Annotated in this window: 18 protein-coding genes; 10 read left to right on the forward strand and 8 right to left on the reverse strand. The window is 71.8% G+C overall.

Translation table 11 applies throughout. The annotated features are described in order from the left end of the window. Positions 1–65: 65 nt before the first annotated feature. The gene (amaB, locus tag EDD54_RS04130) at positions 66–1,598 is read right to left on the reverse strand and encodes an L-piperidine-6-carboxylate dehydrogenase (RefSeq protein WP_126536319.1); all 1,533 of its coding nucleotides are present in this window, start codon (positions 1,596–1,598) and stop codon (positions 66–68) included. Between the two features lie 178 nt (positions 1,599–1,776). Between amaB and EDD54_RS04135 the strand changes: the two genes are divergently transcribed. The 7 genes from EDD54_RS04135 to EDD54_RS04165 all read left to right on the forward strand — a co-directional run bounded on the left by EDD54_RS04135 (position 1,777) and on the right by EDD54_RS04165 (position 9,418). After that, positions 1,777–2,673 carry a LysR family transcriptional regulator gene (locus EDD54_RS04135; protein WP_126536317.1) on the forward strand — a complete coding sequence of 299 codons (897 nt, stop codon included), beginning with the start codon at positions 1,777–1,779 and terminating at the stop codon, positions 2,671–2,673. Between the two features lie 369 nt (positions 2,674–3,042). Further along, positions 3,043–4,230 carry an aminotransferase class V-fold PLP-dependent enzyme gene (locus tag EDD54_RS04140; protein ID WP_126536315.1) on the forward strand — a complete coding sequence of 396 codons (1,188 nt, stop codon included), beginning with the start codon at positions 3,043–3,045 and terminating at the stop codon, positions 4,228–4,230. Between the two features lie 215 nt (positions 4,231–4,445). Beyond that, the gene (locus EDD54_RS04145) at positions 4,446–5,405 is read left to right on the forward strand and encodes an HpcH/HpaI aldolase/citrate lyase family protein (RefSeq protein ID WP_126536313.1); all 960 of its coding nucleotides are present in this window, start codon (positions 4,446–4,448) and stop codon (positions 5,403–5,405) included. Positions 5,406–5,653: 248 nt separating this feature from the next. Beyond that, positions 5,654–6,835 (forward strand): malate--CoA ligase subunit beta, encoded by a 1,182-nt coding sequence (locus EDD54_RS04150; RefSeq protein WP_126536311.1) that lies wholly within the window; start codon positions 5,654–5,656, stop codon positions 6,833–6,835. Positions 6,836–6,851: 16 nt separating this feature from the next. Next, positions 6,852–7,754: a succinate--CoA ligase subunit alpha gene (gene sucD / locus EDD54_RS04155; protein ID WP_126536309.1), complete on the forward strand. Its 903-nt coding sequence runs from the start codon at positions 6,852–6,854 to the stop codon at positions 7,752–7,754. 227 nt (positions 7,755–7,981) lie between these two features. Continuing rightward, entirely contained in the window at positions 7,982–8,953 is a 972-nt protein-coding gene (locus EDD54_RS04160; protein ID WP_126536307.1) for a 2-hydroxyacid dehydrogenase, read from the forward strand. 255 nt (positions 8,954–9,208) lie between these two features. Continuing rightward, positions 9,209–9,418, forward strand: a complete 210-nt coding sequence (locus EDD54_RS04165; RefSeq protein WP_126536305.1) for a hypothetical protein — start codon at positions 9,209–9,211, stop codon at positions 9,416–9,418. 12 nt (positions 9,419–9,430) lie between these two features. Here EDD54_RS04165 and EDD54_RS22845 read toward each other — a convergent pair whose 3' ends face one another. After that, complete coding sequence (locus EDD54_RS22845) at positions 9,431–9,583, reverse strand: hypothetical protein (RefSeq protein WP_208112167.1); 153 nt, start codon at positions 9,581–9,583, stop codon at positions 9,431–9,433. Between the two features lie 60 nt (positions 9,584–9,643). Here EDD54_RS22845 and EDD54_RS04170 point away from each other — a divergent pair, with 60 nt between their 5' ends. Further along, entirely contained in the window at positions 9,644–9,880 is a 237-nt protein-coding gene (locus EDD54_RS04170) for a hypothetical protein (protein ID WP_126536303.1), read from the forward strand. Positions 9,881–9,894: 14 nt separating this feature from the next. Here EDD54_RS04170 and EDD54_RS04175 read toward each other — a convergent pair whose 3' ends face one another. The 3 genes from EDD54_RS04175 to EDD54_RS04185 form a co-directional block, all read right to left on the reverse strand. Beyond that, positions 9,895–10,965, reverse strand: coding sequence for an LLM class flavin-dependent oxidoreductase (locus tag EDD54_RS04175; protein ID WP_126536301.1), 1,071 nt, complete (start codon positions 10,963–10,965; stop codon positions 9,895–9,897). A 90-nt stretch (positions 10,966–11,055) separates the two neighbouring features. Continuing rightward, positions 11,056–11,730, reverse strand: coding sequence for a sulfite oxidase-like oxidoreductase (locus EDD54_RS04180; protein WP_126536299.1), 675 nt, complete (start codon positions 11,728–11,730; stop codon positions 11,056–11,058). A 101-nt stretch (positions 11,731–11,831) separates the two neighbouring features. Next, positions 11,832–13,337, reverse strand: coding sequence for a hypothetical protein (locus EDD54_RS04185; RefSeq protein ID WP_126536297.1), 1,506 nt, complete (start codon positions 13,335–13,337; stop codon positions 11,832–11,834). A gap of 168 nt (positions 13,338–13,505) precedes the next feature. On the opposite strand from EDD54_RS04185, the gene EDD54_RS04190 reads away from it, so the two are divergent. Further along, complete coding sequence (locus tag EDD54_RS04190; RefSeq protein ID WP_126536295.1) at positions 13,506–15,392, forward strand: GumC family protein; 1,887 nt, start codon at positions 13,506–13,508, stop codon at positions 15,390–15,392. A gap of 44 nt (positions 15,393–15,436) precedes the next feature. After that, positions 15,437–16,534, forward strand: coding sequence for a GNAT family N-acetyltransferase (locus EDD54_RS04195; RefSeq protein ID WP_126536293.1), 1,098 nt, complete (start codon positions 15,437–15,439; stop codon positions 16,532–16,534). A 52-nt stretch (positions 16,535–16,586) separates the two neighbouring features. On the opposite strand, the gene EDD54_RS04200 is transcribed toward EDD54_RS04195, so the two are convergent. From EDD54_RS04200 to EDD54_RS04215, 3 genes are all read right to left on the reverse strand, one after another. After that, positions 16,587–17,702, reverse strand: a complete 1,116-nt coding sequence (locus EDD54_RS04200) for a glycoside hydrolase family 5 protein (RefSeq protein WP_126536291.1) — start codon at positions 17,700–17,702, stop codon at positions 16,587–16,589. Beyond that, on the reverse strand, positions 17,702–18,430 hold the full coding sequence (locus EDD54_RS04210; protein WP_245515628.1) for a WecB/TagA/CpsF family glycosyltransferase: 729 nt from the start codon (positions 18,428–18,430) through the stop codon (positions 17,702–17,704). Before EDD54_RS04210 ends, EDD54_RS04200 begins: the two co-directional genes overlap by 1 nt. 288 nt (positions 18,431–18,718) lie before the next feature. Beyond that, the gene (locus EDD54_RS04215; RefSeq protein WP_126536287.1) at positions 18,719–20,239 is read right to left on the reverse strand and encodes a glucosamine inositolphosphorylceramide transferase family protein; all 1,521 of its coding nucleotides are present in this window, start codon (positions 20,237–20,239) and stop codon (positions 18,719–18,721) included. Between the last annotated feature and the right edge of the window lie 2 nt (positions 20,240–20,241).

Genomic DNA, 20,241 nt, shown 5'->3' on the forward strand with positions numbered 1-20,241 from the left:
TGGGGACGGCCGGCCCTCGGGCCGCGGCCGGGCGGGGGCCGGCGCGCCTGGCGCCGGCCGCGGGATCACTCGACGTCGAAGGTCACGCCCTGCGCCAGCGGCAGGTCACGGCCGTAGTTGATGGTGTTGGTGGCCCGGCGCATGTAGGCCTTCCAGGCGTCCGAGCCGGACTCGCGGCCGCCGCCGGTCTCCTTCTCGCCGCCGAAAGCGCCGCCGATCTCGGCGCCGGACGGGCCGATGTTGACGTTGGCGATGCCGCAGTCCGAGCCCTCGACCGAGAGGAAGCGCTCGGCCTCGCCGAGGTCGCGGGTGAAGATCGACGACGACAGGCCCTGCGGCACGCCGTTGTGGAGCGCGAGCACGTCCTCGAAGGACGACCAGCGCATCACGTAGAGGATCGGCGCGAAGGTCTCGTGGCAGACGATCTCGGCCTGGGTCGGCATCTCGACGAGGGCCGGGCGGACGTAGCGGGCGTCCGCCCCGAGGTCGTCGCGGGCGCGCTCGCCGCCGTGGACGGTGCCGCCGGCCGCGCGGGCCCGATCGAGGGCGGACTGCATGGCCTCGAAGGAACGGATGTCGATCAGCGGGCCGACCAGCACGCCGGCCTCGCGGGGATCGCCGACCTTGACCGAGCCGTAGGCCTTCTTCAGCCGCGGCACCAGCGCGTCGTAGACGCTGTCGTGCACGAACAGGCGGCGCAGCGTGGTGCAGCGCTGGCCGGCCGTGCCCATCGCCGCGAACGCGACGCCGCGGACGACGAGGTCGAGGTCCGCCGACGGGCAGACGATGCCGGCGTTGTTGCCGCCGAGCTCGAGGATCGAACGGCCGAAGCGGGCCGCGACCCGCGGGCCGACCTGCCGGCCCATGGCGGTCGAGCCGGTGGCCGAGACGACCGGGACGCGCGGATCGTCGACCAGCGCCTCGCCGGCGGCGCGGCCGCCGATCACGAGCTGGGACAGGCCCTCGGGCGCACCGGCCTTCTTGGCCGCGGCCTCGAACAGCGCCTGGGTGGCGAGCGCGGTCAGCGGCGTCTTCTCGGACGGCTTCCAGACGCAGGCGTCGCCCGCGACCAGCGCCAGCGCGGCGTTCCAGGACCAGACGGCGACGGGGAAGTTGAAGGCGGAGATGATGCCGACGACGCCGACCGGGTGCCACGTCTCCATCATTCGGTGCGACGGCCGCTCGGTGGCGATGGTGAGGCCGTAGAGCTGGCGGGAGAGGCCGACCGCGAAGTCGCAGATGTCGATCATCTCCTGGACCTCGCCGAGGCCCTCCGAGACGATCTTGCCGACCTCGAGGGTGACGAGACGGCCGAGGTCTGTCTTGTGGGCGCGCAGCTCCTCGCCGAACAGGCGCACCAGTTCGCCGCGCTTCGGCGCCGGCACCTTGCGCCAGGCGAGATAGGCGGCATGGGCGCGGCCGACGGCGGCCGACATCTCGGCGGCAGGGGCCTCGGCGACACGGCCGATCACCTCGCCGGAGATCGGCGAGCGAACCGTGATGGCGCCTTCGGCGAAGGCGGCGGCGGGCACGCCGAGGCGGGCGAGGATGTACGCCGTCTCGGCGGCGATGCTGTCGGGGCGGGGGGCGGCGGTCATGCTGGCCTCGTCTGATCTCGTCGCGCCCCGGGCCGCACGGTCCGCCCCGGAGGGCGGCACGGAGCGGCCCGCCCGGTCGGGCGGCGCATCCTGTGGCCCCTTATCCCCCGCTCTCCCATTCCCGTAAAGCGACGGTTTCTGCTAGGGTCATTCCATCCGCTCATGATCCGGGATCCTCATGGCCCGTCCGCTGCTGCCCTCGATCACCGCCCTCACCGCCTTCGAGAGCGCGGCGCGCCACCTCTCCTTCTCGCGCGCCGCCGCCGAACTGCACCTGACGCAGGGCGCGGTCAGTCGGCAGATCCGCCAACTCGAGGAGACGCTCGGCCTCGACCTGTTCGAGCGGGTCAACCAGCGCGTCTTCCTGACCGACGCGGGCGCGACCTATCTCGCCGACGTGCGCGGCCTGATCGACGGCCTCGCCGCGGCGACCAGGCGGGTGATGGCCTCGGCCGGCGGCGGCGGCGTGCTCGAACTCGCCGTGCTGCCGACCTTCGCCACCCGCTGGCTGATGCCGCGCCTGCCGGCCTTCCTCGCCGCCCATCCGGGCGCGACGGTCAACTTCTCGGTCCGGCTCGAACCGTTCTCCTTCGCCGACGACCGGCTCGACGCCGCGATTCACCACGGCGAGGCCACTTGGCCGGGAGCGGTCTGCGTCCATCTCTGCGACGAGCAGGTGATCCCGGTGGCATCCCCCTCGTTTCGCGACGATCATTCGATAGGCCGCGCCGATGATCTCGCCCGCGTGCCGCTGCTGCATCAGGCGACGCGCCCGACCGCGTGGCGCGACTGGTTCGAGGCCGCCGGCGTCGACGCCGGCGCGGTGTTCCGCGGCTCGCGCTTCGACCAGTTCGCGATGATCGCCGGCGCGGCCGTCGCCGGCCTCGGCGCGGCGCTGGTGCCGCGATTCCTGATCGAGGAGGAGCTGCGCACCGGCCGACTCGCGGTGCTGTTCGACCGGCCGCTCTCGTCCGGAACCGCCTATTGGTACGTCTTTCCGGAGGAGAAATCCGGCTCGGCGCTGGTCCGCGTCTTCGGCGAATGGCTCGCGCGGGAATCGGCGCCCGTGGCCTGAGTGCGGCAGGCGGTCGCAGCGATCGGCGGGCGGGACGACCGTCGTTCGATCGGCCCGGCCTATCGAGAGCACGCCCCGGCATGGGAAATCAGGGAAAACCCGCGTTCCCGGCCGCGCCGTGGCTTTCGCGGCGGAAGTCCCCGTCCGCACTTTAAAATTCCCGAAAAGCCCCGAAAGATTTTCAAACTGGTCTCTGGGGGTGCCGGCGCGCACCTTGCCGCCAGGAGGACACCGCACGACGACACCGGGCCCCGGGAGGGCCGAGACGGACCGCACCTTGAACGAGGTGCGCAACGTCCGGATGGCGTCGCACGGCCGAAAACCCGAGCGGCGACACCCCCTTGTCGCCGGCAACGCCCGAGGACAGCGATGCGCTACCACACCGGCCTCTTCATTCCCGGCCCGACCAACGTTCCGGACCAGGTTCGCCGCGCCATGAACCTGCCGCAGGAGGACATGCGCGCCCCGGACTTCCCGAAGTTCACGCTGCCGCTGTTCGCCGACCTGAAGAAGGTGTTCAAGACCGAAACCGGCCAGCCCTTCATCTACCCGTCCTCGGGCACCGGCGGCTGGGAAGCGGTTCTCACCAACACGCTCAACCCGGGCGACAAGGTGCTGATCTCGACCTTCGGCCAGTTCTCGCTGCTGTGGGCCGACATGTGCCAGCGCCTCGGCTTCGAGACCCAGGTGGTCGACGTCGAGTGGGGCGAGGGCGTGCCGGTCGAGAAGTTCCACGACATCCTGGCGGCTGACAAGGAGCACCGCATCAAGGCCGTGCTCGGCACCCAGAACGAGACCGCCACCGGCGTCACCTCCGACGTCGCCGGCATGCGCAAGGCGCTCGATGCGGCCAACCACCCTGCCCTCCTCTACATCGACGGCGTCTCCTCGGTCGCCTCGATCGACTTCCGCATGGACGAGTGGGGGGTCGACGCCATCGTCTCGGGCTCGCAGAAGGGCTTCATGCTGCCGACCGGCCTCGCGATCATCTGCGTCAGCCAGAAGGCGCTCGAGGCGCACAAGACCTCGAGGTTCCCGCGCTGCTTCTTCTCCTTCGAGGACATGACGCGCACCAACAAGGACGGCTACTTCCCCTACACCCCGGCGACCGTGCTGCTGCGCGGCCTGCGCGCCTCGCTCGACCTCCTGTTCGAGGAAGGCCTGGAGAACGTCTTCACCCGCCACCACCACATCGCCGAGGGCGTGCGCAAGGCGGTCGACGCCTGGGGCATGAAGCTCTGCGCCAAGGAGGCCAAGTGGCACTCCGACACGGTGTCGGCGATCATCGTGCCGTCGAACGTCGACAGCGCCCAGGTCGTGCGTCAGGCCTACAACCGCTACGGCGTCTCGTTCGGCGTCGGCCTCAACAAGGTCGCCGGCAAGGTGTTCCGCATCGGCCACCTCGGCGCCACCAACGAACTGATGCTGCTCGGCGCCGTCGCGGCGGCCGAGATGGCGCTGGTCGACTGCGGCGCGGACATCGAGTTCGGCTCCGGCGTCGCCGCGGCCCAGGCCTACTACGGCAGCCGCCGCAACGTGACCGCGCAGGCGGCGTAATTCGGAATGGAGAGGGGGTTACCCCTCTCCCTGTCCCTCTCCCACAAGGGGAGAGGGGACGAAGAAGGCACCGCACAGCCACCTCCTTCCAGCGTGCGCGCGGCATGAACCGCGTCCCCTCCCCCCTCGTGGGGGAGGGACAGGGAGAGGGGTGGGAAACTCCGACATCGGGAACAGCGAGGCGCGCCCACCGGGCGGCGCCCGGAGGAACACCCATGAGCTTCACCCAGTTCAAGCCGGTCAAGACGCGCGTGCAGCGCTCCACCCTCGCGGTGCCGGGCTCCAACCCGGCCATGTTCGAGAAGGCGATGAAGTCGGACGCCGACGTCATCTTCCTCGACCTCGAGGACGCCGTGGCGCCGAACGACAAGGTGCCGGCGCGCGAGAACATCATCAAGGCGCTCAACGAGATGCCCTGGCGCGAGCACGGCAAGACCATGTCCGTGCGCATCAACGGCCTCGACACCCACTGGATGTACCGCGACGTCGTCGACGTCGTCGAGCAGGCCGGCGAGAAGCTCGACCTGATCCTGATCCCCAAGGTCGGCGTGCCCGCCGATGTCTACATGGTCGAGGCCATGGTGGCGCAGATCCGCGAAGGCAAGGGCATCGCCAACCCGATCGGCCTCGAGGCGCTGATCGAGACCGCGCTCGGCATGGCCAACGTCGAGGCGATCGCCGCCGCCCGCAACCTCGAGACCCTGCACTTCGGCGTCGCCGACTTCGCCGCCTCGCGGCGCTCGCGCACCGTCGTCATCGGCGGCCTCAACCCCGACTACCCGGGCGACCAGTGGCACGCCGCGATCGACCGCATGGTCACGTCCTGCCGCGCCTACGGCCTCCGGGCCGTCGACGGCCCGTTCGGCGACTTCTCCTCGCCGGAAGACTTCGTCAAGGCCGCCAAGCGCGCCGCGGTGCTCGGCTGCGAGGGCAAGTGGGCGATCCATCCCTCGCAGATCGCGCTCGCCAACGACGTGTTCTCGCCGCCGCCGGCCGAGGTCGACCGCGCCCGCCGCATCCTGGTCGCCCTCGAAGAGGCCGCCGCCCAGGGCAAGGGTGCCGCCTCGCTCGACGGCCGCATGATCGACGCCGCCTCCGCGCGCATGGCGCAGAACGTGGTGACGGTCGCCGACGCGATCGAAGCCAAGGGCAAGGCCGGCGCCAAGGCGGCGTGAGGGAACGGACGACGAGCGGCCGGCGGTCGAGCCTCGTGACTCCCCCCTCTCCCCGACCCTCCCCCTCCAGGGGGGAGGGAGCGCGGTGGAGACGGCGCGGACCATCCGGCAGCCGACGGCGAGACACCGATTGATCGGCGTCCCCTCCCCCCTGGAGGGGGAGGGACAGGGAGAGGGGGCACCCACCGTTCCGCCACGCCGCGGCCGGTCGCCCCGAGCCTGATCCAACTTCCAGAGGAAACCACCCCATGGACATCCACGAGTACCAGGCGAAGGAGATCCTCGCCAAGTTCGGCGTTCCCATCCCCAAGGGCGGCCTCGCCTACAGCCCCGAGCAGGCGGCCTACCGGGCGCGCGAGATCGGCGGCTCGGTGTGGGTGGTGAAGGCGCAGGTGCACACCGGCGGCCGCGGCAAGGCCGGTGGCGTCAAGGTCTGCAAGACCGAGCACGAGGTCGAGGAAGCCGCCGACCGCATGCTCGGCCGCCGTCTCGTCACGCACCAGTCCGGCCCGGCGGGCAAGATGGTCAACCGCCTCTACGTCGAGGGCGGCGTCCACATCGCCAAGGAGCTCTACCTCGGCTTCGTCCTCGACCGCTCCGAGCAGCGCGTCATCGTCATCGGCTCGACCGAGGGCGGCATGGACATCGAGGAGGTCGCGGAGACCAAGCCGGAATCGATCGTCAAGATCTCGGTCGAGCCGGCGGTCGGCATGCAGGCCTTCCAGGCCCGCGAGCTCGCCTTCAAGCTCGGCATCCCCGGCTCGGCGGTCGCCGACGCCACCCGCGTGATCCTCGGCGCCTACCGCTGCTTCCGCGACAAGGACAGCAACATGCTGGAGATCAACCCCCTGGTGTTCACCCAGGAGGGCCAGCTGATCGCGCTCGACGCCAAGATGAGTTTCGACGACAACGCCCTCTTCCGCCACCCGGACATTTCCGAGCTGCGCGACAAGAGCCAGGAGGACCCGCGCGAGACGCAGGCGGCCGACCGTGGCCTCTCATACGTCGGCCTCGACGGCGACGTCGGCTGCATCGTCAACGGCGCCGGCCTCGCCATGGCGACCATGGACATGATCCTGCTCGAGGGCGGCGCTCCGGCGAACTTCCTCGACATCGGCGGTGGCGCCACCCCGGAGCGCGTCGCCAAGGCGTTCCGCCTCGTCACCCAGGACAAGAACGTCAAGGTCGTCCTGGTCAACATCTTCGCCGGCATCAACCGCTGCGACTGGGTCGCCCAGGGCGTGGTGAAGGCCGTGGAGATCGCCGGCCTCGAGCTGCCGCTGGTCGTCCGCCTCGCCGGCACCAACGTCGAGGAAGGCCGCCGCATCATCGACGAGAGCGGCATCAACGTCATCTCGGCCACCACCCTCGCCGAAGCGGCGCGCCTCTCGGTGCAGGCCGCCAAGACCGGCACCGCGGCCGCGGCCTGACCGTCAGGAGACAGACATGTCCGTTCTCATCAACAAGAACTCCAAGGTCATCGTCCAGGGCATCACGGGCAAGATCGGCTCGTTCCACGCCGAGGACATGATCAAGTACGGCACCCCGGTCGTCGGCGGCGTCACGCCCGGCAAGGGCGGCACCACCCACTGCGGCGTGCCGGTGTTCAACACGGTCAAGGAGGCGGTCGACGCCACCGGCGCCGACACCTCGATCGTGTTCGTGCCGCCGCCGTTCGCGGCCGACTCGATCATGGAAGCCGCCGACGCGGGCATCAAGGTCGCCGTCTGCATCACCGACGGCATCCCGACCCAGGACATGATGCGCGTGAAGCGCTACATGCGCCGCTACAAGGCGGAGAGCCGGATGCGGCTGCTGGGGCCGAACTGCGCCGGCGTCATCACTCCGGGCGAGGCGCTGGTCGGCATCATGCCGGGCCACATCTACCTGCCCGGCCGCATCGGCATCGTCGGCCGCTCCGGCACCCTCGGCTACGAGGCGGCGAGCCAGCTCAAGGACCTCGGCATCGGCGTCTCGACCTCGGTCGGCATCGGCGGCGACCCGATCAACGGCTGCTCGCACCGCGACGTCCTCGAGCTGTTCGAGAACGACCCGGACACCGACGCCGTCATCATGATCGGCGAGATCGGCGGTCCGCAGGAGGTCGAGGCCGGCATGTACGCCCGCGACGTCATGACCAAGCCGGTCTGCGCCTACATCGCCGGCCTGTCGGCCCCGAAGGGCCGCAAGATGGGCCACGCCGGCGCCATCGTGTCGTCGGTCGGCGAATCGGCGGCCGAGAAGGTGGAACTGCTCAAGGCCTGCGGCGTGACCATCGTGCCGACGCCGGCCGAGTTCGGCTCTACCGTGCAGGCGATGCTGTCGGGCCTGCGCGCCGCCGCGGAGTGACGGACCGGGGGAGCCTCTGTCGAGACGACGGAGGTTCCCCCTCCCCGACTTGGTCGGCGCAGGCGGACCATCCACGACTTTTTCCGACCGTGCGACCACGCGAGCCCTGGCGCCGCCCCGTCGCGACCGGAGAAATGCGTAGATGGTCCGCCTTCGCGGACCAAGACGAAGAAGAGGACCCGCCGCGCACGAGGCGCCGGGTTCGGGACCGGAGAGGAACGCCCCCGATGTCGAAGAAGAAGATCCTGGTCACGCGGCGTTGGCCGACGGCCGTCGAGGAGAAGCTGACGGCGCTCTACGACGTCACGCTCAACGAGAGCGACGTGCCGATGACCGGCGCCGAGATGCGCCAGGCGCTGCTCGACTACGACGCGGTGTGCCCGACCGTCTCCGACAAGGTCGACGCCGCGGTGCTCGACGTCGCCTCGCCCCGCGCCAAGATCCTCGCCAGCTACGGCGTCGGCTACAGCCACATCGACACCGACGCCGCCAAGAAGGCCGGCCTCGTCGTCACCAATACTCCGGAGGTGCTGTCCGAGTGCACCGCCGACCTCGCGATCACGCTGATGCTGATGGCCGCCCGCCGCGCCGGCGAGGGCGAGCGCGAGGTCCGCGCCCACAAGTGGACCGGCTGGCGCCCGACCCACATGATCGGCCGCAAGGTCTCCGGCGGCGTGTTCGGCGTGCTCGGCTTCGGCCGCATCGGCCGGGAGGCCGCCAAGCGCGCCCACTTCGGCTTCGGCATGAAGGTGATCTACTTCGATCCGTTCCCGGTGAAGCCCGAACTCGCCGCCGAACTGAAGGCGGAGAAGCGCGACACCATCGAGGAGGTCCTGCGCGAGGCCGACGTCGTCTCGCTGCACATGCCCGGCGGCAAGGACAACTACCACCTGATCAACGACGACCGCCTCGCGCTGATGAAGCCCGACGCGATCCTGGTCAACACCGCCCGCGGCGAGGTCGTCGACGGCGCCGCCCTCGCCCGCGCCCTGAAGCGCGGCACCATCTTCGCCGCCGGCCTCGACGTGTTCGAGGGCGAGCCGCGCATCGCTCCCGATCTCTACGAGTGCGACAACGCCGTGCTGCTGCCCCATCTCGGCAGCGCCACCTCCTCGACCCGCGAGGCGATGGGCTGGCGCGTCCTGTCCAACCTCGAAGCCTTCTTCGACGGCCGCACGCCGCCCGACCGGGTGGCCTGACGCCGTCGAAGCCGGGCCGCCTGGTCGGGGGACGAGGCGGCCCGCCCTTTCCTCTCCGGTCTCCTCCCGGAGCTTCGGTCCGTACGCATCAAGGGGGATACGGACCCGACTCGACGGGGCCTTTCCGCACCAGCGGGAAGGCCCCGCTTTTTTCCGGGCCTCGCGGACGCCGCGCCGTTCACGCGCTCGTGCGTGGCCGGGCGCCGCGATCGGGTGCAGACTGCATGCTTCGCGTCCGTGAAGGAGGTGCCCCCGATGGCCGTCCGTTCCGCCCGCCTCGCACTCGCCGCCGCCCTGCTCGCCGCCTCGCTCGGCACCGCCGCCGCCGAGGAGACCGCGACACCGCCACCGCCCGCGGCGACGCAGCCCGAGACCACCGCCGCCCCGCCCGCGGGCCAGCCGGACGCGGCGCGCCAGCCGATCCTGCCGGCACGGCGCGGCTGCGAGCGGCAGGCGATCTCCTGACGGATCGGCGCCTCAGCCTTCCTTTTCGGCGATGAGCGTCTCGACCGCGACGATCGCGTTCTCGAGGTCGGAGATCCGACGGATCACGTTCTCCGGCGGCAGCTGGTCGCTGTTCGCGGCGTTTTCGATCAGGAGCTTCTGGGCGGCCTTCAGGCGGTCGGACAAATCTCTTAAGCGTGACATATCAATCTTTCTGCGCGAGCGTGCTCATGCTACAAATCAAGGATGAGCCAGACGAACACCACCCCGAAGTCACCGGGTCCGGCACCTGCTCAGCGGCGGGCGCCGAAGATCTACACCGAGCACGACCTCAAGGCTGCCGAAGCCGAAGTATGGAAGTTGACGTCGGACCAGGAGTTCAGAGGCCGTCGTCCGAATAGTTACCGCGCCGCGCTGAAGAGCGCCATGGAGAAGGTGCAGACGATCAAGAATTCCCTCGGCAGGATTAAACCGGGGGCTTAATTCCGGCCTCTCCTTCAACTTTTACTGTCCATCCGCCCGGTCGGGACGATTTTCTCCCGGCCGAGGGCGGCCCTGACACGCGGCGCGACCACCGTGCCGTAGAGTTCGACCGCCCGCAGCACCTTGTCCTGCGGCAGTGAGCCGACCGTCATCTGCAGCATGAATCGGTCGTGGCCGAAGATCCGGTGCAGCGCCAGGATCTTCTCGACGACCTGGTCGGGATCGCCGACGACGAGATGGCCGTCCGGTGCGAGGCCGGCCTCGTAGTGGTCGCGGCCGACGCCCGGCCAGCCGCGCTCGCGGCCGATCCGCGACATCACCGCCCGGTAGGACGGCCAGAAGGTCTCGACCGCGTCGCGGGCGTCGTCGGCGACGAAGCCGTGGACGTTGATGCCGACACGCGCCCGGTCGGCGTGACCCGCCCGCGCCGCCGCCTGCCGGTAGAGCGCCACCAGCGGCCCGAATCGCTCCGGCTGGCCGCCGATGATCGCCAGCGCCAGCGGCAGGCCGAGCGCACCGGCGCGCACCAGCGACTGCGGCGTGCCGCCGACCGCGATCCAGATCGGCAGTTCGCGCTCGGCGCGCGGATGGACGCCGAGGCCGTCGATCGCCGGCCGGTGGCCGCCGCCCGGCCACGACACCCGCTCGTGGGCGTTGATGGCGAGCAGCAGCTCGAGCTTCTCGGCGAACAGCGAATCGTAGTCGGCGAGGTCGTAACCGAACAGCGGGAAGGACTCGACGAAGGAGCCGCGGCCGGCCATCACCTCCGCCCGGCCCCGCGAGATCAGGTCGAGCGTGGCGAACTGCTGGTAGACCCGCACCGGATCGTCGGAACTCAGCACCGTCACCGCACTGGTGAGCCGGATCCGCGAGGTCCGCGCGGCCGCCGCCGCCAGCACCACCGCCGGCGCCGACACCGCGAAGTCGGCGCGGTGATGCTCGCCGACGCCGTAGACGTCGAGCCCCACCCGGTCGGCGAGTTCGATCTCGTCGAGGAGGTCGGCGAGCCTCTGCGCCGGCGTCACCGGAGCGCCGGTCAGCGGATCGACGGAGGTCTCCGCGAAGGTGTAGATGCCGAATTCCATCGCCCCCGTCCCCGTCGTCCAGGTGGTGTCGTGTCGCCGCCGGCCACCACGACGCCCGGTGTCACGGCGACCGTACGGCGTGTACGCGCGTCAGTCCGAATAGCGCTCCTCGGCCCACGGATCGCCGCGGCGGTGATAGCCGCGCTCCTCCCAGAAGCCGAGCTTGTCGGCCGGCACGAAGGTGATCCGGCGCAGCCACTTGGCGCTCTTCCAGAAATAGAGGTGCGGCACCACCAGCCGCATCGGCCCGCCGTGCTCTCGGGTCAGCGGCCGGCCCTCCCAGCGGGTGGCGAGGATCGCGTCCGGCGCGGCGAAGTCGGTGATCGGCAGATTGGTGGTGTAGCCGTCGAAGCTGGTCAGCACCACGTGGCTCGCCTCGGCGCGCGGCATCACCGCGTCCATCAGGTCGCGCACCGCGACACCGGACCAGCGGTTGTCGTAGCGCGACCACGTGGTGACGCAGTGGATGTCGGTGACGAAGTCGCTCTGCGGCAGGGCGGCGAAGCCGTCCCAGTCGAGCGAGGCCGGCGCCTCGACGAGGCCGTCGACGTCGAGCCGCCACGTCGTGGTCGGCACGTCGGGCTGCAGGCCGAGGTCGAGCACCGGCCAATCGCGCACGAGATGCTGGCCCGGCGGCAGGCGGTCGGCGGCCGAACGCGGCTTGGCGGGATCGACGAAGCGGCGCTCCTCGGCCCAGCGCTGCTTGGTGCGGGTCAGCTTGGTATCCGGCGGCAGCGGGCCGCCCTCCTCGCGCGTGGTCGTCATCGTGGTGCTCCCGTCCGGCCCCGAAGGCCCAAGGGTATCGAGCCGCGAAGGTGGTGGCCACGGTGCCGCTTTGCAAATGAACTGCCGGTGAAGCCGGGCGGTCAGGCCGGCACCGCGCGGGGCGGGTGGTCCGGCGCCGCCGCTGGCTCGGGCGCGAGCTCGGCCGCGACCCGGTGCGCCGATCCGAGCGCCGTGCCGGCGAAGGCGAGCATCAGGCCCATGGCGAGCGGGGCGAACAGCGCCTCCTCCTGGAAGATGCCGTTGACGAGGATCGCCAGCGTACCGACCGCGGCGACGAGGTGGTGCGGGATGCCGGTGTGGGCGTGCAGCCGCCACAGCCGCTTGACGAGGCGCCAGTAGAAGCCGAGCACGACGAAGGCGGCGAGGCCCATCTGGTAGAGCAGCACGCCGACCGCGCTCTCGACCGCGGTGGCGGTGCGCCCGCTCGCCTGGGCGGCGCTCCATTGGTCGGCGCTGAGGGTGCCTTCGAGGTTGCCGCCGACGCCGATGCCATGGCCGATCGGGTTGCCGGCGAAGCCGTAGAGCCCGCCCATCAGGCCGAGCACGTGGTAGTCGCCACCGCGCAGGCCACTGACGATCGTGAAGGCGATGTAGAGCGCGAACAGGCCGGCGAGCCCGACGATCGCCAGCCGCTCGCCGAACAGCGCCCTGAGGACGAAGGCGGCGACCACCACCAGGATCACGATCACCGCGCCCTTGGCGCTGGCGAAGATCAGGAGCGGCGCGAGCAGCGTCGCCAGGATGAACCGCCGGGAGGCGCCGAGGTAGAGCATCAGGAAGGCGAGCAGGTAGCCGTAGCTGATCGGGTGGCCGTTGGGGCCGTAGAGACGCAGCACCGTGAGGTCGAGGTCGGCGAGCAGCGCGGTGTTGAACAGCACGACCTTGAAGAAGTCGGTCGGGTGGTTGATCGAGATGCCGGTCAGGCGGAACTGGGTCTCGAGGATGCCCTTGGTCCGGAGCGGCTCGAGGTTGAGGCGCCAGAAGGTGTCGCCGTTGGTGGCGGCGAGGAACTCGTCGCGGGCGAGCCACTCGAACCCGCCGACGAAGACGATCGCCACCGCCATCGTCACCAGCACCGGCCCTAGGCCGAGCCGGTGGCGTACCGAGGTCAGCAGCGCGATCTGGAACAGGAGAATCGGGGTCGCGATGTTGCGGGTGTAGACGATGGCGTTGCCGCCGGCCTTCGGCACCCCGTAGACCATGAACAGGAAGACGACGGCGAGCACCACGGTGCTCTCCACCATCATCCGCCGGACCGGCGCCGGCACCAGACCGGGGGCGGCGAGGAAGCCGAGGTAGACGACGACCCAGACGACGACCATGTCGAGGAAGGAGAAGGCGCGCACGAAGTTGAAGTCGGCGAAGTCGACGTAGGGCGAGGCCAGCGACACGATCAGGTTCTGGAACACGGTCGCGATCAGCACGATGCCGAGCGCGCGGTCGCGCAGCACCGTCGCGACCACGCCGCCGAGCAGCGCCGCCGCCACCACCGCGGACGCCTTGTCGGCGATCGCGAGCAGCAGCGGGAAGACCACGACCGCGAGGCCAAAGAACCAGCTCGTGGCGACCGGCAGAACCTGGACCATTCCCCCGCCCTTCCCGGGATTCGCGCGGCCGCGCCGCACCCCGCCGACACCATGCGCCGGCAATCGGTAACCACCGGTTAACCATGCTCCGCCACGGTTCACATCGTGCGGTGGCGTCGGGAGAATCCGGCGCGCCGCGGTGCGGGGCACGCGGGTCAAGGCGGGGACATGGACTGGGAAGCACCGCGCAACGAGGTCGCCAGCGCTCCCGGAGCGGCCGCGCGGCCGTTGTTCCAGATCGATCCGCGCGAGATCGCACTGCACGCGCTGACCTGCCTGCCGCGCGCCGCGCTCGCCGCGGCCTGCGCCTTCGCCCTGCTCCTCGCCGTCTACGTCGCGATCCCCACCCGCTACGCCGCCAAGGCCGTGGTCGTCGCCGATCCTCGGATCGGCTCGGCGACCGAGGAGGCGACGCCCAACATCGCCCGCGACTCGGCGGCGCTCGAGAGCCTCGTCGAGGTCGCCACGACCGACGGCTTCCTGATCGGCGTCGTCCGCGGCCAGAAGCTCGCCGACGATCCGGAGTTCGCGTCGTCGGCGGGCGAGATAGCCGTCGTAGAGAAACTCCGTAGCCGGCTCACCATCGAGCGGCTCGGCACGACCTACGTGTTCGAGGTCGCGGTGAAGTCGCGCGAGGCCGCGCGTGCCGCCGCGCTCGCCAACGCCGTCGCCGAAGCCCTGGTCGACCACGTCCGCACCGAGCGCGGCGCGCTCGCCGACGCGGCGGCGAAACGCCTCGCCGATCAGGTCGACGAGCTGCGCGCCGCCGTCGCCGCCTCGGGCAAGGCCGCCGCCGACTATCGCGCCCGCATGGGCCTCGTCGACGCCGGCCGCGACGCCAACACCGCCGAGCGCAGCTATTCCGACCTGTCGCGGCAGGTCGCCGACGCCGCCGGCGCCATGCAGGCCGCCCGCTCCCGTCTCGACGAGATCGCCCGCGGCTCCGGCGCCGCCGGCGGCGCGCTCGACGCGGTCGGTTCGCCGCTCCTGACCACGCTGCGCGCCCGCCAATCCGACCTCCGCCAGCAGATCGCGGAGATGGAGGGCATCTACGGCGACCGCCATCCGCAGATCCGCCGCCTGCAGGACCGCCTCGCCGAAACCGGCCAGCAGCTCGCCGGCGAGGGCGCGCGCCTGCGTGCCGTCGCCCAGGCCGACTACGACGTCGCCCGCCGCCGCCACGAGGCGCTCGCCGCCGACCTCGCCGCGGCCAAGGTGTCCGTCGCGGCGGTCGGTACGGCCTCGGCCGACCTGACGGCCCTCGAGCTCAAGGCCAAGGCCGACAGCGACGCCTACGAGGCGGCGCTGGCGCGCTACCAGAAGGCCCTCGCCTCCGGCGTTTCGCCGGAGCTCGAGATGACCGTGTCCTCGCCGGCGCAACCGCCGCTGCGGCCGACCAAGCGGACGCTCGGTTTCGTCGTTCCGATCGCCGCGGTGCTGTCGCTTCCGCTCGGCTTCTTCGCCGCGCTCGGGCTGTCGCTGGCGCGCCGCGGCGTGCGCTCGGCCGCCGAGGTCGAGACGCTGCTCGGCCTGCCGGTGGTCGCCGTGGTGCCGCGCGGCCGCCTCGTGCCGGCCGGCGTCGTGCGCCGCCTGCTCGGCCTGCCCGCCATCGACGTCGCCGCCGACCTCGTCGCCCGGGTCGGCCACGCCGTGCCCGGTGCGCGAGTGCTGGTCGCCGACACCGGTACCGCCCGCTCGGCCGGCGCGATCGCCCGCCGCCTCGCGGCGCTGCTCACCGGCGCCGGCGTCGCTGCACCGATACGGCCCGCGACCGCCGCGCCGCCGCCCTCCCCCGTCCGCGAGCAGCCGCGCCGCGGCTGGCGCCGGGCCGGCCAGCCCGAACCGCAGTCGCCGGCGCCGCTGCCGCCGTCGGTCGACCTCGTCACCGCCGAGGGCGGACGGGCCGCCGAACAGGCGGCCGCCGCCGGCGTCGTCCCCGCCGCCGCGGTGCTGGTGCTGCCCTGGAACGCCCTGCCCGCCGCCGACCTCCGCACCGCCGCCGGTCGTTTGCTGCCCGATCCGCGCACGCCCGCGATGGTGGTCTTCACCATTTGATCATGGCCGCGTCGCACTATGCCGGCGACACGGGGAAAGGGCACATGAGCGCGAACGGGCGGATCCGGCCGATGCGGCCCGACGACGTCGAAGCCGTCGGAAAGCTGTTCATGCAGGTGTTCCGACAGTCCGAGGCGCCGCCGTCCCGCGCGTTGTCAGACTATTTCCGTCTCGTCTGTTTCGGCGCGCCTGCCTACGGCGAGGACGTCGGCAGCATCGTCCACGAGGATGCCGAGGGCGTCGTCGACGGTGCGATCACCATCACGCCGATCCGCTTCGTCTGCGGCGACATGGTGCTGACCGGCCGCGAACTCGCCAACTACATGGCCGACGACACCAAGGGCCGGAAGGGCGCGACCGATCTGGCGCTGACGCTGCGCGCCCGCAACCAGGACCTCGCCTTCTCCGAGACCGCGCGGCCCGTCAGCGCCGACATGGTCAAGGCGATGGGCGCGGTGATCCTGCCGATCCAGAGCCTGGAGTGGACCCGGGTGTTCCGCCCGTGCGGCGCGGTGGTGCGCCTTATGCAGCGCCGCGGCGGCGTCTACGCGCGCATTCCGGCGATGCCGCTCGCCAAGCTCGGCGACCTCGTGGCGACGCGCGTGTTCAAGCGGCTCGACCCGCCGCGCGAGGGCGTCGTCGCCGGCCCGGTCGAGCGGGACGAGTTCGTCGCCCTCGCTCCGCAGATGGTCGCGCACTACGGGCTGCGCCCGCTGTGGGAACCGGCCGAACTGAACTGGCTGATCGACCGCGCCGCCGAGCGGACCCGCAACGGGCCGCTCGTGCTGCGCAAGGTCACCGACGGCCGCGGCACGGTGATCGGCCTCGCCGCCTATCTCGGCGGCCCCGGCATGATCGCCAACGTGCTCAACATCCTCGCCCGCAAGAACCGCGAGGTCGAGGTGATCGGAGCGCTGCTCGCCCTGATGGACGCCGAGGGCAACGTCGCCGCCCGCGGCACGGCCCAGCCGATCCAACTCGAGGCGATGTGTCGGATCCCCGGCATGCTGTTCCGCCACAACGCCTATTCCTACGTGCTGTCGAAGCACGCCGCCGTGGTCGACGCGGCCCGGCGCAACGACATCTACATGGGCGGCCTCGCCGGCGAGGGCTGGAGCCGACTGGTCTCGGAGACCTTCTGAAGAGTCGCGTTTAATTTATTGATAGATCACGTTTTTCGGCAGAATCTCCGCACTACCGCGCCGCCGGCAGCAGCGCCTCGACGAGCGTCGGGTCGAGCGATCCGGTGGCGGGGTCGACGAGGCCGAAGCCGGCGGTGAGTTCCCAGTGGGTCCAGCCGAGGCAGGCCGCCTCGGCGGCGCGCGCCACCGTCCCGATCCAGGCCGCGCGGTCGGCGGGCGGCGCGGCGTCGGCGAGGACGCCGAACTCGCCGATCACCACGGGCACCCCGGTCCGGCGCGACCACGCGCCGACCCGGTCGAGATCGGCACGGATGGTGTCGGCGCCGAAGGCGAAATCGCGGCCGGCGGCGAGATAGTCGGCGGCCTCGCCGTCGCCGGCGGCGCGCAGGCGTTGCTCGAGGCCGGTCACGGCGGGGTCGCGCCCGGTCAGCGGAAACGGGATGCCCGAGAGCCGCCCGATCGGCCCGGCCATGAAGGCCGCGGCCCCCTGGTGGGTGAAGACCATCGGATCGTAGTAGTGCACGGCGTAGATCACGCCCGGATCGGTGCTCGCCGGCGCGGCGCCGAGCAGCGCGTCCCAGCGCTGCGGCCCGCCGGTGGAGAGCACGAACGGCACGTCCGGCATCGCCTTGCGCAGCACCGGCACCAGCCGGGCGGTCATCTTCAGCCAGAAGTCGTCGGCGACCGGTGGCTCGTTGAGGACCTCGGCGAAGACCCGGCCGCGCGCCGCCGCGTTGACCACCGGCGCCAGCGCGAGCCAGGCCTCGCCGACCGAATCGAACGCGGCGACGCGGTCGTCGGAAAAGCGCCCGGCGAGCGCGCCGCCGCCGTGGAGGTCGAGCACCACGGCAAGACCGAGGCCGAGATAGTGGTCGAGTGCGGCGCGTGTGTCGGCGAGCGCCGCTGCGATCTCGGCGGGCGAGGCGAAGGCCGTCATGAACGCCTCCGCCTTCAACGGCAGGCGGACGTGGCCGAGGCCGCGGCGGACGAGGTCGTCGATCGCGCCGGCCGGCGCGCTGCGCCAAGAGCCGGACCCGTCGACGCCGGGCACGGATATGCCGCGGGCGAGCGCCGGCAGGCCGGGCGGGCAATCGGAGGCGGCCGATGCCGCTCCGCTCGACGCGAGCGCAAGCGCGAGGACGGCGGCGGCGACCGGCGCGCGGCGCATCAGTCGCCCGAGCGCGACAGCAGCAGCCAGGCCGCGAGCGGGTTGGTGGTCAGGTAGCGCCAGCCGAGCCGGCGCGGCTCCTGCGCCAGCCGCCACGCCCACTCCAGCCCGACGTCCTGGACGAAGCGCGGCGCGCGGCTCTTGGCGTGGGAGAGGAAATCGAACAGGCCGCCGCTGGTCTTGATCACGCCGACCGAGGCGAGGCGTTCGCGGTTGCGCATCACGAAGCGCTGCTCCAGCGGCACGCCGAGGGCGACCCACAGCACGTCGGGCCGGAAGCGCTCGATCGCGTCGAGGACGGCGTCCTCCTCGGCGGGGCGGAAGTAACCGTGGTGGCCGGCGATCTCGGGGACGTCGGGATAGGCGTGGCGCAGGTGCTCGACGGCGCGCTCGTTGACCTCCGGACGGGCCCCCAGCAGGAAGTGGCGCAGGCCCGCGGCGCCGGAGCGCCGCATCACGTCGTGGACGAGGTCGGTGGTCGCGACCCGCTCCGGCAGCGGGCGCGCGCACAGGATCTTCGAGGCGAACACCATCGGCTGGCCGTCGGCGTGGATGACGTCGGCGGCGAGGAAGAGGTCGCGCACGGCCCGGTCCTGGTGGCAGAGCGCGATCACCTGCCCGTTCGCCGACGTGACGTAGAGCGGACGGCCCGGACGCCTGCGGGCGGCGAGGGCGGCCTCGACCATGTGGTCGGCGGCCTCGGCGAGCGTCGCCGCGGTGATCGGCAATCCCCCGATCCGGACCGGCGCGTGACGACCCGCCGTTCGGCCGCGCAAGGCGCGCGGACGAACGGTCGCCGATGATGCACGGCCGGTCAGTTCGAGGGTGTGACGCTCGGGCATCGATCCGCTCCGCGGCGGCCCGCGACGGGGCTCGCCAGTTTCGACTGCGACCGGATCCTAGGTCGCCGCGCCGTTTCGGGTAAAGCCGAGAAGATGGTAAACAGATACAAGTCTCTAGATCTGGTTACCGAGTGCTCCTGATGCTTTTGACGATCGCATCATCACTTCGGCCGATCATGCCGGCGGCCGCCACCGCCGTTCGGCGAGGGCGCGGAACGGTGCGCCGCGCGGGCGCGGTACCGATCCGTCGATCACCTCGAGGCGGCCGAGCCGGTTCAGCGTGTGCAGCTTGTGGCCGGGCCAGCGTCCGCCGGGCGCGATGCGCGACACGACCGTCTGGGCGAAGCCGCCCTCGTCGAGCCGGGTGATCTCGGTGATCGCCAGCGCCTTGCCGTAGCCGAGGCTGCAATCCTGGACCGGGCGGAACAGCCGGTCGCCGACGCGGACCACCGCGCCGGCGGGCCGGGCGGTGGCGCGATCGATCAGCACCGGTTCGGCCTCGATCGGGCGCCACGGCCCGAGTGGCGAAGGGGCGTGGTGGATCACCAGCGTGTCGGAATAGCCGCCCTCCCCGTCGAAGGCGACCGAGGTCATCCACCAACGGCCGGCGTGCTCGAACAGGGTGGCGTCGGCGAGCGCGGCGCCGGAGATCAGCGTGGCGACGCGCTCCCAACGGTCGGGGAAGCGGGTGCAGCGCCAGAGCGCGACGTCGCCGGCGGCGGAGCTCTCCGGCACCATGTGCAGCGCGCCGTCCCAGTGCAACAGGAACGGATAGGAGAGGTGCGTCGGCTGCTCGAGCACCGTCTCGGCCACCGAGACCGGCCCGCGCTCGCCCATCCGGACCACCGAGACGACGCCCTTGCCGGTGCGGTGGTCGAGGTCCTCGAAGAAGATCGCGCCCTGCCCGCCTTCGAATGCCGGGAAGGGGTCGGCGTAGAAGTGGCCGCCGGGGTCGGGCAGCACCGACCAGCCGGGACCGGAGAGATCGCCGCGCGCGAGGACGCCGTTGCCGTCGACATGGCGCCAGCCGACGCGCCAGTGCGGCGCCTCGCAGAGCAGGCGGTAGACAGCGCGCGTCGCTGTCGACGCGAGTTCGCGGGCGAGGATCCGCCCGGGCGGTCGCGGCGCGCCGCGCGGCGCGGCGGGGATCGCCGGCGGCTCGGGTCGCGCGCGGCCGCTCCGCCATGCCGCGGTCAGCGCCACCAGCGCCGTCGTGATCCGGGCGCCGACGGCGTCGAGTGCACCGGAGACGCCGACGGCCATCTCGGTGGAGGCATGCAGCCGTTCCAGCACCACGCCGCTCGCCGCCTCGGCGATCTCGACCACCGGCACCGCGCCGGCGAGGAGAGCCGCGAGCGCGGCATCGTCGCCGAAGCCGCCGTCATAGCGCACCACCAGCGTCGAGGCGCCGGGGGCGAGCGCGGGACGGGCGGAGAGGTCGACCACCATGTCGAACGTGCCGCCGGGAACGAGGCGCGCGGCGACGGCCGAGGCGTCCGCGACGTCGCCGCCGCCGGGTCGGCCGCCGCGCAGCAGCCGGCGCTCCATCACGAACAGGCCGTCCAGCCCCACCGGCGGCGGCACCGGCGGCGCTGCCACGACCGCGACGTCGACGCCGGGCACCCCCAGCCGATCGGCGAGGCGCAGGTGCCAGCGCCGGACGCGGTCGGCCTCGATCCTGAGCGCGATGCGCATGG

Origin of the sequence: Oharaeibacter diazotrophicus, from assembly GCF_004362745.1 — a bacterium.
Classification (GTDB): domain Bacteria; phylum Pseudomonadota; class Alphaproteobacteria; order Rhizobiales; family Pleomorphomonadaceae; genus Oharaeibacter; species Oharaeibacter diazotrophicus.